The organism is Chryseobacterium gotjawalense, assembly GCF_030012525.1.
Classification (GTDB): Bacteria; Bacteroidota; Bacteroidia; order Flavobacteriales; family Weeksellaceae; genus Kaistella; species Kaistella gotjawalense.
Genome location: NZ_CP124855.1, coordinates 473,819 through 489,818, shown reverse-complemented (window position 1 = coordinate 489,818; position 16,000 = coordinate 473,819). Strand labels below are relative to the sequence as shown.

At 36.2% G+C, this 16,000-nt stretch carries 15 protein-coding genes; 9 read left to right on the top strand and 6 right to left on the bottom strand.

The annotated features are described in order from the left end of the window. Window positions 1–62 precede the first annotated feature (62 nt). The gene (locus QGN23_RS02180; RefSeq protein WP_282905400.1) at window positions 63–1,106 is read left to right on the top strand and encodes a PDDEXK family nuclease; all 1,044 of its coding nucleotides are present in this window, start codon (window positions 63–65) and stop codon (window positions 1,104–1,106) included. Between the two features lie 162 nt (window positions 1,107–1,268). On the opposite strand, the gene QGN23_RS02175 is transcribed toward QGN23_RS02180, so the two are convergent. From QGN23_RS02175 to QGN23_RS02165, 3 genes are all read right to left on the bottom strand, one after another. Then, window positions 1,269–2,180 carry a cation diffusion facilitator family transporter gene (locus QGN23_RS02175; protein ID WP_282905399.1) on the bottom strand — a complete coding sequence of 304 codons (912 nt, stop codon included), beginning with the start codon at window positions 2,178–2,180 and terminating at the stop codon, window positions 1,269–1,271. A 58-nt stretch (window positions 2,181–2,238) separates the two neighbouring features. Continuing rightward, window positions 2,239–2,469: a putative signal transducing protein gene (locus tag QGN23_RS02170; RefSeq protein ID WP_282905398.1), complete on the bottom strand. Its 231-nt coding sequence runs from the start codon at window positions 2,467–2,469 to the stop codon at window positions 2,239–2,241. Window positions 2,470–2,853: 384 nt separating this feature from the next. Then, window positions 2,854–4,257, bottom strand: coding sequence for an APC family permease (locus QGN23_RS02165; RefSeq protein ID WP_282905397.1), 1,404 nt, complete (start codon window positions 4,255–4,257; stop codon window positions 2,854–2,856). A 255-nt stretch (window positions 4,258–4,512) separates the two neighbouring features. Between QGN23_RS02165 and QGN23_RS02160 the strand changes: the two genes are divergently transcribed. Continuing rightward, complete coding sequence (locus QGN23_RS02160; RefSeq protein ID WP_282905396.1) at window positions 4,513–5,019, top strand: DUF4920 domain-containing protein; 507 nt, start codon at window positions 4,513–4,515, stop codon at window positions 5,017–5,019. A gap of 53 nt (window positions 5,020–5,072) precedes the next feature. Here the strand turns inward: QGN23_RS02160 and QGN23_RS02155 are convergent, their stop codons facing one another. Next, entirely contained in the window at window positions 5,073–6,176 is a 1,104-nt protein-coding gene (locus QGN23_RS02155) for a M14 family zinc carboxypeptidase (RefSeq protein WP_282905395.1), read from the bottom strand. 350 nt (window positions 6,177–6,526) lie between these two features. Between QGN23_RS02155 and QGN23_RS02150 the strand changes: the two genes are divergently transcribed. The 4 genes from QGN23_RS02150 to QGN23_RS02135 all read left to right on the top strand — a co-directional run bounded on the left by QGN23_RS02150 (window position 6,527) and on the right by QGN23_RS02135 (window position 9,555). Continuing rightward, window positions 6,527–7,618 carry a TerC/Alx family metal homeostasis membrane protein gene (locus tag QGN23_RS02150; RefSeq protein WP_282906424.1) on the top strand — a complete coding sequence of 364 codons (1,092 nt, stop codon included), beginning with the start codon at window positions 6,527–6,529 and terminating at the stop codon, window positions 7,616–7,618. 133 nt (window positions 7,619–7,751) lie between these two features. Then, entirely contained in the window at window positions 7,752–8,276 is a 525-nt protein-coding gene (locus tag QGN23_RS02145) for a helix-turn-helix transcriptional regulator (RefSeq protein ID WP_282905394.1), read from the top strand. 80 nt (window positions 8,277–8,356) lie between these two features. Further along, complete coding sequence (locus QGN23_RS02140) at window positions 8,357–9,394, top strand: AAA family ATPase (protein ID WP_282905393.1); 1,038 nt, start codon at window positions 8,357–8,359, stop codon at window positions 9,392–9,394. Next, complete coding sequence (locus tag QGN23_RS02135) at window positions 9,355–9,555, top strand: hypothetical protein (protein ID WP_282905392.1); 201 nt, start codon at window positions 9,355–9,357, stop codon at window positions 9,553–9,555. Before QGN23_RS02140 ends, QGN23_RS02135 begins: the two co-directional genes overlap by 40 nt. Window positions 9,556–9,636: 81 nt before the next feature. Here QGN23_RS02135 and QGN23_RS02130 read toward each other — a convergent pair whose 3' ends face one another. Both QGN23_RS02130 and QGN23_RS02125 read right to left on the bottom strand, forming a co-directional pair. Then, window positions 9,637–9,819, bottom strand: coding sequence for a DUF6496 domain-containing protein (locus tag QGN23_RS02130; RefSeq protein ID WP_282905391.1), 183 nt, complete (start codon window positions 9,817–9,819; stop codon window positions 9,637–9,639). 11 nt (window positions 9,820–9,830) lie between these two features. Next, window positions 9,831–10,304, bottom strand: a complete 474-nt coding sequence (locus QGN23_RS02125) for a hypothetical protein (protein ID WP_282905390.1) — start codon at window positions 10,302–10,304, stop codon at window positions 9,831–9,833. Window positions 10,305–10,426: 122 nt separating this feature from the next. Between QGN23_RS02125 and QGN23_RS02120 the strand changes: the two genes are divergently transcribed. The 3 genes from QGN23_RS02120 to QGN23_RS02110 all read left to right on the top strand — a co-directional run bounded on the left by QGN23_RS02120 (window position 10,427) and on the right by QGN23_RS02110 (window position 15,972). Then, window positions 10,427–12,553 carry a S9 family peptidase gene (locus QGN23_RS02120; RefSeq protein WP_282905389.1) on the top strand — a complete coding sequence of 709 codons (2,127 nt, stop codon included), beginning with the start codon at window positions 10,427–10,429 and terminating at the stop codon, window positions 12,551–12,553. 94 nt (window positions 12,554–12,647) lie between these two features. After that, the gene (locus tag QGN23_RS02115) at window positions 12,648–14,330 is read left to right on the top strand and encodes a peptide MFS transporter (protein ID WP_282905388.1); all 1,683 of its coding nucleotides are present in this window, start codon (window positions 12,648–12,650) and stop codon (window positions 14,328–14,330) included. A gap of 136 nt (window positions 14,331–14,466) precedes the next feature. Next, window positions 14,467–15,972 (top strand): peptide MFS transporter, encoded by a 1,506-nt coding sequence (locus tag QGN23_RS02110; protein ID WP_282905387.1) that lies wholly within the window; start codon window positions 14,467–14,469, stop codon window positions 15,970–15,972. Window positions 15,973–16,000 lie beyond the last annotated feature (28 nt).

Here is a 16,000-nt window from a genome sequence, read left to right as displayed (position 1 = left end):
TTTATCCCACCGGCAGATATACATATAACCGTTCTCTCAACATTAAAAATCCAAACCGAATTATGAAGCTTTTTACAATAGATTCTGACGGAAAACTTACTTCTTACAAAGAGCAATTATTCAGAGATGAGAATAAAGAAACGGACTTAGAAAAATTACTCGAAGAAAATCCTGAATATTTTTTTGAAGATAGCAAAGTTTTGGTTATTGGAAGACAAGTCCCGACAAATTTAGGAACCTGGATTGATTTACTGGGATTGGACAAATACGGAAATACAGTTTTAATAGAACTTAAACGGGGAAAAACACCAAGAGATACAATTGCTCAATTACTTGAATATGCATCGTTTATTGAAAATTTAGACTATGAATCATTAAACTTGATTTATCAGTCTTATATCGGTGAAGAACCTTCGCTAGACACCTACCATCAAGAGTATTTCGCAATTGACCTTGACCAAACAGTTTCCTTTAATAAATCGACGAAATTAGTAATTGTTGCTCAGGAGATTTCTTCCTCTATTAAACAGACATCACTTTATCTTAGAAAAAAAGGATTTGACATTTACTGCATGGAATTTAAGTATTTCCATAATCACGCTTCAGAAAGAATGATAACGTGTGACTTTGTTGTTGGTGAAGAATCTTTCCTTAAAACAGAAATTAATCCTTCTGTGTCTCTACCTAAAACAGACGAAAAGAAATTCTTAGCTTCATTGGATTCAAACGGAAGAGTGGTCTATGAGAAACTTTTTGAATTTGCAAAAAACAATAATTTATTTATCCGCTGGGGCTCAAAAGGCTTTTCTTTAAATTTAGGGTTAGAAAATGGATTTGTTGGTTTATTCTTTGGTTATCCCCCAACTTCCGTTTTCAAACAAAGCATTTACAGCGGATTTGAAGAAATAACTAAAAAAGTAAACAATTCTGAAGAAATCATTGAACACCTTAGATTAGAATTAGAACAGACTGGTTTTTTTGAATCTGCCAGATCAAACTTGAAATGGATCATTAGAAAACCAGAAAACCAGACAGAAATTGACAGACTTTTATCAATAATCACAAAACTGACAGAAAAGATAAGACGAAACGGATTGAAAGGATAAAATACTGGCGTAACAAGATATTTCAATAAACGTGTATAAAGTTTTCATCCAGGGTATGATGGTACAGGATCAAAATTTATATTTCCTGAAAAAGCACCGTTCCGTAGGAGAAATGCTATATGAATGACCAATCAGGAGAAAAATACAGGATATTGAAAATTTCTAAAAAACATCTTCTTCAAAATGTTTTTCTCCAAAATAGGTTTCAATTGTGGAATGTTTGATCTGCAGATGTTCCAACTCGTGTTTGATGGTTTCTTTCAGATTTTCAATTTCGGGAATCGTCAACTTATCTGAAATCCTTACGTGACCGGTTAAGGCATTTTCTGTCGTACTTAAAGCCCAAATATGGACATGCTGAAAATCCTCTACTCCATTTATTTTGAGAATTTCTTGTTTCACTTTTTCTGGATTTATATTTTCGGGAACGCCATCTAAGGATAATTTTAAACTTTGAGTCAGCAAACTCCAGGTGCCAGCCAAAATAACGACGCCGATTAAAATACTCAACAGTGCATCCAGCCAAAACCAATTGGTGTAGATAATGATAATTCCGCCAATGACCACTGCCAGGGAAACCAAAGCATCCGCAACCATGTGCAGATAAGCGCCTTTCACATTGAGGTCTTTTTCTTTATCTTTCAGAAAGAGCCAGGCCGTAATTCCATTCACGAAAATCCCTACAAATGCAACGACGGAGACTACTCCACCTTCCAGAGGCTGAGGATTCATGAATCGGCCGACTGCTTCGTAAATGATAAATCCAACCGCAAAGATGAGTAAAACAGCATTGATCAGCGAGGCCAAAATCGTGGCCCGGCGAAAACCATAAGTATAGGTTGACGTAGGTTTTCTTTTTACTAATTTAAAAGCAATTAAAGATAAGACCAGACTCATTACATCGCTTAAATTGTGCCCTGCATCAGAAAGCAGAGAGAGCGAATTGTACATCCAACCATAACCCGCTTCAACAATCACAAAAACCAAATTCAATCCAATGCCGATATAAAAAGCACGGTTTAAATTGGTTACATTCATCTGGTGCGAATGGTCATGGGAATGATTGTGAGCCATAAATCCTCTGATTATCTGTTATTGTTTTTGGATTTTCTGAAATTAAAGAAAGAAATGGTTACATATCATCTTCGGAGATTTCATCATTTTCCTGGAGGACTTTTTCTGCGGCCTCAAGGTCTCTTTCGCTCACCAATAAATAATAATTTTGGGAAATAGGAAACACCGCAATATTATTTACAAATTCATTTTTTATATAACTGGGTATATCCCGGGAAGCGAGTTTTGTTTTGGCAAGTTCAATTTCGTACAAGTAAGAAGATTGAAAAACAGGCACTAATTCTGACATAATTTCTTTTTCGAAAGTTACTTATTTTTTTCGGAAATGATAAGAATGTGCTGAAATTATAAGCAGACCTTTTTCTCTTTTAACCACAAAAGTCACAACATTTTTTAAGGGGGTTCGTAAAGTTTAAATAAGTTTTTATCAGCTCCTATTATGAAACAATACTTGCGCTTATGAAATATTTCTTCACAACAGTTTCCTCCATTTTCAATGTACTTATCCGCCCTGAATTTTCGTAAAGAAACCTGAAATAAGTTTTTAGCCCCGATCGCAGCGGCATCCTCTGGCTTTTTGCCAAAAAAGCCAGAGATATAGCGGAGAGCGGGACTGAATTTGTAAGAAGGAAAAATCTTGTTGCTTCTGAAAATGAATTGATCTAAAGATTAATTATTTGATTCTCCTGTTGATGAACCAATACACGGGAATTCCAATTAAAATAAGGATGAATCCCGGCCAGGTATATTGTGGTTTAAAGATGATTAAAAGGACGCAAAATGCGGTTCCTATGAGTAAATAAACAATGGGTGTGATCGGGTAAAGCCAGGTCTTATAAGGTCTGTCGAGATTTGGCTGTTTAATCCTCATCCAGATAACGCCGAAAACGGTGACCATATAAAACAGGACGATGATGAATGAAATCATATCGAGCAAGTCGCCGTATTGCCCGGAAAGCGCGAGTAAACATGCCCAACTTCCCTGCATCCAAAGTGATTTACCGGGAACCTCGTTTTGATTATTTTCTGCAGCTGATTTGAAAAACAAACCATCTTTGGCCATGGTCTGAAAAACTCGGGCTCCTGCTAAAACCAATCCATTGATACAGCCGAAAGTGGAAACCATGACTAAAAGCGCCATAATAATGGTACCGGTGCTTCCGAAAATAACTTCTGAGGCCGCCACCGCAGGACGATTGTTAGCGGCAAATGCAATCCCGTCGCGGTCGAGCGCATGAAGGTAAACAAAGTTTACAAAAAGGTATAAAACCATTACAACAGAGGTCCCGAAAACCATGGCTTTCACAACGTTTTTCTTTGGATTTTCAATTTCACCTGACATAAACGTCACATTTTCCCAGGCCACCGAACTGAAAACAGAACCGACCATTGCGGCAGCGATTCCGCCCAAAAGGGTGATTCCTCCGATTGATTTCCAAGTCGTTGGTTCTAAAGTATTTCCGGTGTCTTTACCAAAATCCTGAAAAGCATTCCAGCCGAAACTCATGTTTTCGGCCCATTGTGAATTCTTTACCAAAATAACTCCGAAAATAATAATTCCTAAAAGTGCTATAATTTTCGATGAGGTAAAAATATCCTGTAAAATTTTTCCGTTTTTTAAACCTCTTGAATTAATATAGGTGAGTAGTAAAATAATCCCGATGGCGAGAATTTGAATCCAGGTAATTTTGAATCCGCCACTTTGAAAAATCGGTTGCGAATTAAGTGCCGGGACGAGATAGGCGGTAAATTTCCCGAAAGCCATTGCTACCGCTGCGATAGTTCCGGTTTGGATGACGGTGAATAAACCCCAGCCATAAAGAAACCCGGGCATTTTCCCAAATATTTCGGTAATGTAAGTATACTGTCCGCCAGCTTTGGGAAACATGGCCGAGAGTTCGCCATAAGAAATAGCGGCGGCAATGGTCATGATTCCGGTAATCATCCAGACGGCAATCAGCCAGTATCCGGAACCTAGATTCCGCATCATATCTGAACTGACGATAAAAATTCCGCTTCCAATCATAGAGCCCATTACGAGCATGGTTGCATCCCAAAGTTTAAGTTTTTTATTCATAGATGATCGAGATTAAAGAGAATACAAGATTTATTTTTCTCTTTTAAAATTATATTAGTTATTATTTCAATGTAAATTTTTCTTTAAATAAGACAGTGGTCTTATTTCGAATTCAATTTTGAAAGGGATAAATATATAAATTTTATATAAGGAATTTAATATTTTGATTCCAAGTATATTGCAAATTGTACAAATAGCTGATTCTTAAATAATTCTGATTAAAAAATATTTTATACTTTTGTAAAAATTAAATCAATGAAAAAGTTTGTTCTTTTATTATCCCTGATGCTTTCCACAGTTGCTTTTGCGCAAGGAACAGAAGCGAAAAAAGTTGGTCCGCCAGAAGGCAAAGCCTTGGTGGGAGAAGTTTACGGAGCAGGTGTTTCTGCAAAAGCAGAAAAATCTGCGATAACAACTAAGAAATTAGATCAGAAATTAAAAAAATCTGCAAAAGTAGAAAATGTGGCAGTTAAAGGAAAAGTAACGAAAGTCTGCGATAAAAAAGGATGCTGGTTAACGGTAGAAACCGATAATAATGAGAAATTTTTTGTAAAAATGAAAGATTACGCATTTTTTGTTCCGACTGCTTTGGAAGGAAAAACCGTTGTACTGGAAGGGAACGCGGAGATGAAAGTTACTTCTGTAGATGAACAGAAACACTATGCCGAAGATGCAAAAAAACCACAATCGGAAATTGATGCGATCATGAAACCTGAAGAAGAAATCAGATTTATGGCGAGCGGAATCAAAGTCGTCGATTAAATCTTATCAATAATTCAACACAAAAGCGAAGTCTGCCGACTTCGCTTTTTTTATTATACTATTTTGAAATCGACTTCTTCATCTAATTTCGGGAATTTCCTGTCGGAAACAAAGGTTTTCCCCGTGCAGTCAATTTCTTCCCAGCCTTTCTTTTTGCCGATATCACCGACTTCGACAACGATGGGTACGAAATAAATTTCGTCAGCACCGGGTTTTATTTCTTCCTTATACTGAACTGCGACATCTAAAATACATTCAAAATCGGTATTCAGTTTTACATTTCTGTAAATCAGATCATAATGAGATTCTTTATTTTCCGGAATCTCCCGATAGATTTCCCAACCATCTGTGGCACCATTTAATTCAGAAATTGCCGCCAGCGCTTCGTATAAAGCTAGCGTATAATATTTACGGGTTCCTGTTCTTTTATAATCATTTTGAAAATGACCGCCTTCAAACAGTATGGTTGGAATCCCGAATTTTGTAAAATTATCTCCCGTAGAAGTCGGATAAAACTCATCTGAATACCTCGCAATCTGATGAGGAATTTGAGTCTTCAGTTTTTGGTAAACTTTAGAAATTACTGCCATTGCTTTTTTCCTCGTTTCGGAAATGGTTCTTTCATGATCCTGAGAAGGCGCTAAAAAGGATAGGGTTGCCGGATGAATTCCATCCGTAGTGAAAATCGTTCTTTGTTCATGCAAGTTCAATGCATACTTATAAGATCCATTCTGAGCCAGTTCTTTGAGTAAAGGAAACTCTTTGCTGGAAAGTTTCAGAAAATCTCTGTTAAGATCGATATCAAGTCCATTTCTTCTGGACCATTTTTCTGAACCGTCAGGATTAAGCATGAAAATAAAATCCAGTGAAATCTTTGAAAACAATCCCTCTTTCAGTTCCGGCTGATGTTTAAATATTTCCAATAAATCAAGCATTGCATGGGTGGCATTAGATTCATTTCCATGCATTTGAGACCATGCGAGAATTTTTATTGTACCAGTTCCCAGACTCATTTTAAAAATAGGTTTCTCTAAATAAGAGGAACCGATCTCTTTAATTTGATCGCTGTAATGCTCCTGTAGGAAATTAAATAATTTTTCAGGGGAAATATAGCGGTTTGGGAAATCAGGGTTTTGCAGGTATTTTAAGTTTGACATGATCTGTTCAATTTTACAATTTCCAAATTTAGATTTTTCTTTTCTAAAAATAAAATTAACTTTTGTAAACTCATTAAACAGTTCAGAATGTCAGAATGTCTGTTGGTAAATTTGTGGATTACATTAATTTTAATTTAATTTTATAACTAATTACAAATCAATTAATTATAGATTTTACTTAAATCAAATATTCAGACTTACTTTAAGTGATAATCAGTGTGGAAAACCTCATTTGACGGTAACTAACATAAACGCGTTTATTATTGTACCCCGATTTATTACATCATGGTTTACATTTGTAACCAATTAAACAATTCTTAAATTTGACTATATTTGTTCTTTATAATGATATGACAAACGAGAGTATTTTCTTATTAGGTTTCATCGCTTTTATCTTAATTATTCTGGCATTGGATTTAGGTCTGCTGAATAAGAAATCAGATACAGTTTCTATGAAACAAGCCGGCTTGATGAGTTTTTTCGTAGTAGCGCTTTCCATGTGTTTCTATTTTGTTCTTACCAACTACGGTCACCTACTCCATGGCATAGACAGTATCGAAAAACTGCAGCAGGTCATTTCCAGGCATCATCATCCGGTTAAAATCATTCCCGGAGATCTGGGAAGCAGTATCTATTTATACAATCAAAATCTGGGGCTTGAATATTTAACAGGTTATGTGGTAGAATACGCCCTTTCTGTGGATAATATCTTCGTAATGGTCTTGGTATTCACGGCATTTGGCGTGGCTCCAAGAAATTACCACCGCGTGCTGTTCTGGGGAATTCTGGGTGCGATTGTGATGAGGTTTCTCTTTATCTTTCTTGGTGCGGCACTTATCCAAAAGTTCGAATGGATCATGTATGTGTTCGGTGCTTTCCTGGTGTTTACAGGTATCAAGATGTTCTTTGATAAAGATAATGACGATAAGATTGATACCCAAAAACATCCTGTCGTTAAGTTTGCCAACAGGTATTTTAAGGTTCATAACCACTTTGTCGGAAATAAGTTCTTTGTAAAAATCAATGGTATTACGAAAATGACTCCGCTTTTCCTGGTTCTTATCATCATAGAATTTACCGATTTAATCTTTGCCGTTGACAGTATTCCCGCCATATTCTCGGTTACCAAAGATCCCTATATCGTTTTCTTTTCAAATATTTTCGCCATTATCGGACTGCGTTCTATGTTCTTTTTATTGGCCGGAGTTATCGATAAGTTCAGATTCCTGAAAATAGGATTAGCTCTCTTATTAACCTTCATCGGTTTGAAAATGTTATTCCATGAATATCTGGACCGATTAGGTTTTTCAACCACTGATTCTTTGTTTATTATTGTAGGAATATTAGGTGGAAGTATCTTCCTGTCACTGGTTTTACCGGAACATAAAAAGGAGCGAAAACTGAAATACGATCCTAAAAATGATGATCATTCGCGTAAGTAATTTAATAATGTAAATAATTAAATACAATGTAAATCAACTGGTTATGGCTTAGTTTTACATTTGTAATGTGCTGTATTTTTAATTGATTAACATTTGTAATTTATTATTGTAAAATAATTTTTACATTTGTAATATGGATTTAAAGGAAAGAATTTCAAAAGTCATCGCGTATTCTGAATTGTCACTGTCGGAATTCGCAGATGAAATCGAAGTACAGCGCTCGAGTATATCTCATATCACTTCCGGACGAAATAAACCCTCATTGGATTTTCTAACGAAAATAAAAAATCGTTTTCCTGAATTAGAATGGGAATGGCTGATCGAAGGTGAAGGTGAAATGGTGAAAAAACCCGACCCTGCTTCAGAAGTAAAGCCAATTCCTGAAAAACAAAAACCGACTTCCCTGCCCGATTTATTTTCTTTAATTAATGATGAAGCATTTGGAATTACAGAATCTGAAGATCGCATTGAAACTGAAGTTCCACGAGAATCAAAAATTCGTGTACCGATAGTCGAAAAAGAAAAAATATCCGATTCTCAGCGATTAGAGATCGCACAATCAGAAACCGAAACCGAATCAACTGTTAATCAGGAAGTTAAAATCAAAAAAATTGTTTTCTTTTATGAAAATGGAAAATTCGAAACTTTTGAACCTTAAATCTTGATTTGAGTTTAATTTCTAAAAAAATTCTACAATTAAATTTGTAAATTTGATTGTACTCTTAAAAATGGATTAATATGAAATTGGCTGAACTTGCAAAAGAACTTAAAATCCCTACTGAAAGTTTTATCAAATTTATTCAGGATTTTGATTTGGAACTTACAGAATGTATTACCACCAACTTTGAGGTCAAAGATGATTTTGTGAAGTTCGCGCGGGAAAATATTATTTTCCTGAGGAGGTATTCCGAAGACTTAAACCAAAATAAATCCATCGAAGATATTGCAGAGAATATCAATAAACCGACCGAAAAAGTCGCGGAAATTATCAAAAAAGATCAACCCAGATTATTTGATAATGGAAAATATAAATCATCGGTTTCCAGTTTCGGAATCGACAATAAACTGGGAGGTCATTACGAATTCATTTACAATTATTTTGGAAAAGCCACGCGATTAGCCGAAAGAGATTTCATCGGTTACCGGGATTTATTTTTCTTTGTTACCCAAGCTCTGGAACCCTATTTAAATAATCTTTCAGTGGAAGACTGGGGAATTCATAAACCTGCGGGAATTATTATTTATGGTCCGCCGGGAAGTGGCAAAATATTTTGGGCAAAGAAAATCGCAGAGATTATCGAGTACGAATTCAAAGAAATAAAAAAGCATTTTCTGGGAATTTCTTTTGTGGATAACCAGAAAATAACGTTTAATGATTTTCTCATTCAGGTGATGAAATCAGAAAAGATTCTGCTTTTTTTAGAAGATTTTGATCAGTTGATGGTCGAACGCAGTGAAGATCAACCCGTAAAAAGTTGTGATGAGGAAATTAAAGAAGTTGTTTTGCACTATATCGGTCATTTTGAAAAGGAGAAAATTTTGATGGTTGGCGCCGCAAACTCCGTAGAGAAAATTGACAAAGAACTTCTTGCTCCAGGACGGTTTGATGTTTTAATTCCTATATTTCCACCCAATACAAAAGAGCGTTCAGAAATGCTTTTTCACCATATGACACACGGTCTTTCGGAGGATGCTTTACTGATGAAAATCTTAGAAAACAATAAAGCACGCAGAAAATGCTGGATGCTTCGTTGCGGGATGCTTCTTCAAAACTAACGGGAGATTATCTGGATCAGATTCAACAATTTATTTTTGATGTTTCTTTGAATAATTACGAAGATTTTTCCCAAAGAATTGAAGCATTGAAAAATGAATTAGAGCATTATAAAGTTACTGATGAACCGAAAAAACCAATAGGCTTCAGTCATAATGATTAAAGAGATAACAAATTATCAATCAATCGGTTTGTGAAAACAATTATCAAATCTATCGTTTAATCTTACGGTAAAAACTACTCGTTATTTCTTCTTTTTGGCTATTTTTAATCCGGCTTCTTTCGCTTCAGAGATTCCAATTGCAACGGCCTGTTTTCTGTCGGTTACTTTGTCACCGGACGATGATTTCAGTTTTCCTTCTTTAAATTCGTGCATCACTTCACCAATTTTCTCCTGTGCTTTTTTAGAATATTTTTGGGTTGCCATTTTATATAAAGTTAAGATGCAATTGTTTTTACAACTCCAATTTCATAAACGTGCGCATGTTTCAAATATTTCGAACGTTCTCTGGAAGTTACAGATTCGAATTCACCATTTTTCAGAACAATAATCGGGTCTTCTGAAATTTCTATTTCTGCATTTGAAATATATTTCTCTTCGGGACTTTCTTCATCCAGATGTGATTTTCTTGCCTGGAGCCGTTCCGCAAAATCCCTGAATTCGGGATCTGATGAGTGAATGAACCGATATTCCGGCCCTGCTTCTACGACATAATGAAGCTTTCTATCCACCAGTTCTGCCTCATTTGTTAATTGGGGATTGTCGTTCCCGTCCTTAAATCCGACTTCTGCTAAAGTGCCTTTATTTTGAGCGGCATAGTTTTCAGCATCCTCATACGTAGCAAATCCTACCACAATTTCCTGATCATTTATTTGATATTTTACTAATTTTTCAGAGTTATAGGTTTCCATAATGATTATTTTTTATTAATTATGCAAATAATATCAATTATATTGCCATTAAAAGTGATTACCAGAAAGTTTAACGGTATTTTAAGAAATTTGCTATCTTTGAAAATCTTACTAAATTTATTATGAAAAAAATCCTCTTCTCAATTTCTATTTTAACTTCTGTCGCCTATTTCTCTCAGGAGATTACCTTAGATAAAATCTACTCTGGTTATTACAGAGGCAAAGGAATCTCTGGAATCTCATCACTCAAAAACGGTGAAAATTACGCGGTAATTGAACCGGGTGGAATTGCAAAATACTCCTATAAAACCACCAAAAAAGAAGGAAACATCGTCGACGGAAAATTCCAGTCTTATATTTTCAACGATGATGAATCAAAAATCCTTCTATTAAAAGAAAGTGAACCGATTTACAGACATTCTTTTTTAGGTAAATTCGATGTCAAAGATTTAAAATCCGGAAAAGTTCTCCCGCTCAATAATGGTAATTTTGTGCAGGAACCTACTTTTTCACCTGACGGAACCAAAGTGGCTTTTATTGCTGATAATAATATGTTTTATCAGGATTTACATTCTGGCAAGATTACCCAGATTACGACAGATGGAAAGAAAAATTCTATCATCAACGGGCTTGGAGATTGGGTATACGAAGAAGAATTCGGACATGCGAAACTGTATGAATGGACCAAAAATTCCGACGCCATTATTTTTGTTAAATCGAACGAATCAGAAGTTCCGGAAATGTCTATAACCATTTATGGCAAGCAACTCTACCCTTCTGAAATGAAATTTAAATATCCAAAAGCCGGAGCGAATAATTCGGTGGTATCTGCTCAGCTCTATCGTTTGGATTCTGCAAAAATCATAGCTTTAGATCTCAGCAATTTTAAAAACTACTATATTCCAGATGTTTACAGAACGGCAAAACCCGATGAGATTATTTTGATTACGTCGGAGAGATTACAGAATGCTTCAGATGTTTTAAAAGTAAACACCAAAACCGGAAGTATCACCAAATTATTTACCGAATCTGACAAAAGATGGATTGATACCGATAATGTAACCTTGGAATTTTTGGATGACAATTCTTTCATCTGGGGAGCCGATCGTGATGGGAACAGACATCTTTATTGGTATGATCAAAACGGAAAATTAAAAAAACAGATCACGAAAGGAAATTGGGAAGTGACCAATTACTACGGATTCAATCCTAAAAGCAAAGAAGTTTTCATTCAGACAACTCAAGAAGGGAGCATAAATAAAGTCGTTTCCAAAGTAAATATCGAAACAGGAAAAACAACACTCCTTTCGAATCCGAGCGGAACAAACAGCGCAAACTTTAGCCATAATTATAAGTATTTCATCGAAACTTCTTCGTCTGCGGCAAAACCTTATACTTATGTTTTAAAAGATGGAAACGGAAAAACATTAAAAGAGTTACAGAATAATGAAGAGCAACTGAAAAAACTTCAGGCAGATAATATGGTGACCAAAGAATTTTTCACCATTCCAAATGAAGTTGGCGACCAGATGAACGCATGGATTATGAAACCGAAAGACTTTGATCCCAATAAAAAATACCCGCTATTTATGTTCCAGTATTCCGGTCCGGGTTCCCAACAGGTAAGTAATTCCTGGGATCAGGGAAATGGATTATGGTTCAATCACCTGGTTCAGAAAGGATATATCGTTGCCTGTGTTGATGGTCGTGGAACCGGTTACAAAGGAACTGAATACAAAAAGACAACCTATTTAAACTTAGGAAAATACGAAATCGAAGACCAGATCGCGGCTGCAAAATGGTTCGGAACACAATCTTACATCAATAAAGACAGGATAGGAATTTTCGGCTGGAGTTTCGGTGGTTATATGTCAAGTTTGGCCTTAACCAAAGGAGCTGACGTTTTCAAAGCGGGAATCGCGGTGGCACCGGTAACCAACTGGAGATATTACGACTCCATTTACACCGAAAGATTCATGAGAACACCTCAGGAAAACCCTGGCGGATATGACGATAATTCCCCAACAACCTACGCCAATTTATTAAAAGGAAAGTACCTCTTAATCCACGGAACAGCTGACGATAACGTTCATTTTCAGAATGCTGTGCAATTTTCTGAGGCTTTAATTCAAAACAACAAACAATTTGAATTCATGGCTTATCCTGATAAAAACCACGGTATTTATGGTGGGCAAACCCGCCCGCAACTCTATCAGAAAATGACGAATTTTCTATTAGAAAATCTTTAAAAAAAATGTTTTAAAACAAACTAAAAAAGCTCTCATAAGAGGGCTTTTTTTATTTAAACTTAATAATATATATTTGCTAAAATTTAATTTGAAAATGGAACAAAAAACAACCAGCAAACACCCAAAAGGTTTACCCTATCTGTTTTTTACGGAAATGTGGGAAAGGTTCGGCTATTATTTAATCTTAGGAATCTTCGTTCTTTATATGATCGACAGCGAAAAAGGAGGCCTTGCTTTTCATGATAAAAGCGCAGATGATATTTTCGGAACCTTTATCGCATTAACTTATCTTACTCCGTTTCTGGGCGGTTTTTTAGCTGACAAAGTGTTAGGCTACATCAAAGCTATTTATATTGGTGGTGCTTTGATGGGACTTGGCTATCTGGGAATTGGTTTATTCAAGGAACTCCCTCTTTTTTATGCTTCACTGGGACTCATAATTTTAGGAAACGGATTTTTTAAACCGAGCATTTCTACTCTTTTAGGAAACCTTTATAACGAGGAACCCTACAAGGATAATAAAGACGCAGGCTACAATATTTTCTATATGGGAATCAATATCGGTGCATTTATCTGCAATATCATCGCCGCCTTTATGAGAAACAAATACGGTTGGGGACCAGCTTTTATGACCGCAGGAGTTGGAATGTTCATCGGATTATTTGTTTTTACGTTAGGAAGAAAACATATTTTACAGGCCAACATTTTGAAACCTTCCCAAGAAGGAGATACCAAAATTTCAGATGTTTTGTTGAAGGTTTTCTTACCCGCGATTATTGCAGGATTTATCGGATGGATGATCCCCAATAATATTTTTGGCAGCGATTCTACGGACGCATTTATATTTGCCTGTATTCCGGTCATCTACTTCTATATCATGCTTTATGTAAAGGCAAATTCGGAGGATAAAAGACCTATCGGCGCTTTGCTGGCTATTTTTGCAGTGAGTGTGATGTTCTGGGCGGTGTTCAAACAAAACGGAACGGCGCTGACCCGTTGGGCAAATAATTATACAGACCGATCAATTCCGGCTCCTTTAATTGAACCGTTACGCGCTATCAATTTAATTGACGGTAAAGATGGTGTTAAAGGAAAAACCTATGAAAAGAAGGAAGTTTCCGAGTATGACGATCAATACCGGACGGTAAAAGATGCCGAAGGAAATCCTGTAAAAGAAATGAATCATGACATTTATTTCCGCAATATTGCCGATGCTGAACGCGCAAAACTGGAAGCCAATCCCAACCAGGAAGTTGCCCTTTATAACACCGAATTATTCCAGTCGATCAATCCGGCCTGGGTCATTCTTTTAACTCCGGTAGTCGTTGGATTCTTTATGTTTCTCCGAAGAAAAGGTAAGGAACCTACCACTCCTTCAAAAATTATTCTGGGTTTATTCATCTCCGCTTTATCATGTTTGGTTATGGTTGGCGCTGTGTATGCAGGTAATAATGGTTTGGTAAAAGTATCTGCAATATGGCTGATCGCTTCCTACGGAGTTATTACTTTGGGAGAATTATGTCTCTCGCCAATGGGATTATCTTTAGTTTCAAAACTTTCGCCCCCCAGAATTACCGCATTAATGATGGGAGGATTCTTCCTGTCAACATCTATTGGAAATAAACTCTCGGGAGTTTTAGCAAGTTTCTGGTATGAGTATGATAATAAGGCGTATTTCTTTATTGTAAACTTTGGTCTTTTATTAATTGCCACCTTACTGGGGCTGTCTATTTTGAAGAGACTTAATAAAATTATGAAAGAAAAGGGTGTTAACTAATGTCTTTAATAATAAAAGAAGAGAAAAGTGCTGTATAATTCAGCACTTTTCTCATTTAATTACCATTCATACTTCTTCACAAATAGAAAAAAAACTATATTTGCTAATCTTAACAAAATTTAACAACTAAAAAATTATGGATACAGCAGTACAGAAAGGCCACCCGAAAGGATTGTACCTCTTGTTTATGACCGAAATGTGGGAGCGCTTCAGCTATTACGGAATGAGAGCGATCTTCGTTTTGTATATGACAAAAATGTTATTGATGGGTGATGCAGAAGCATCGGAAATTTATGGAAGTTACACGGGATTAGTTTATTTAACACCGCTTCTGGGAGGGTATCTATCGGATCGCTTTTTGGGAAATAGAAGAAGTATAGAAATTGGTGGAGTTTTAATGGCGATTGGTCAGTTCATTATGTTTTTTTCAGCCTCTACAAACGGTTCCAGTGCAATCACCCTGATGTGGATTGGGCTGACCATGTTAATTATTGGAAACGGATTCTTTAAACCGAACATTTCCACCATGGTAGGTCAGTTGTATCCGAAAGGCGACCGAAGAGTTGATTCTGCCTTTACGATATTCTACATGGGAATTAACTTAGGTGCTTTCTTCTCCCCTCTTATTTGCGGAACTTTAGCAGAAAAAGTAGATTTCAAATGGGGCTTTTTAGCAGCAGGTATCGGAATGGTTTTTGGCTTAATTACCTTTATGGTTCAGAAGAACAGACTTTTGGTCGATAATAATAAACAACCCATCGGTATGCCAACCAATAAATTTGGTATTGCACAGTTCGGAATGGTTGCTGGGGCGATTGCTATGATATTTTTCTTTATGAACTTTAAAACAATGTTCAAAAGTGACCTGGATATTATTGGTTATTTAATTTATGGCGCAATGGTTTTAATGCCGCTGCTAGTTCTAACTGACAAGGGTTTAACCAAAGAAGAACGCGACCGGATTATGGTAATCTTCATCCTTGCATTCTTTGTAATCTTCTTCTGGGGGGCATTCGAACAGGCTGGAGCTTCATTAACAATCTTCGCAGACAGACAGACAGACCGTCATATTTTCGGGTGGGAAATGCCTGCCAGTTATTTTCAATCGGTTAATCCACTGGCTATTATTTTATTGGCTCCTTTATTCTCTTCTTTATGGCTGAATTTAGGAAACAGAAACCGCGAGCCTTCTTCTCCAAAGAAAATGGCGATCGGTTTAACATTAGTTTCTTTAGGATATGGAGTTATTGCATTTGCAGTTTACGGTATTGGAGCTATGGACAAAGTATCGATGTTTTGGTTGATCTCTCTTTACGTAATCCACACTATGGGAGAACTTTGTCTCTCTCCAATCGGACTTTCAATGGTTTCTAAATTGTCACCACTAAGATTTTCTTCTTTGTTAATGGGAACTTGGTTCTTAGCAAATGCTGCCGCTAATAAATTCGCAGGTACTCTTTCCGCATTGATTCCTGGAAGTGGAGAAAATGGTCAGGGTGCAAAAACTACGAATTTCTTAGGATTTGAAATCGCAAATCTTTTTGATTTCTTCCTCGTGTTCATCGTGATGTGTGGTGTTGCAGCAGCAGTACTATTCTTAATGAGTCGCTGGTTAGAAAAGAAAATGCACGGAGTAAATTAATTTTAAAAGTTTAATAAATCATAAAACC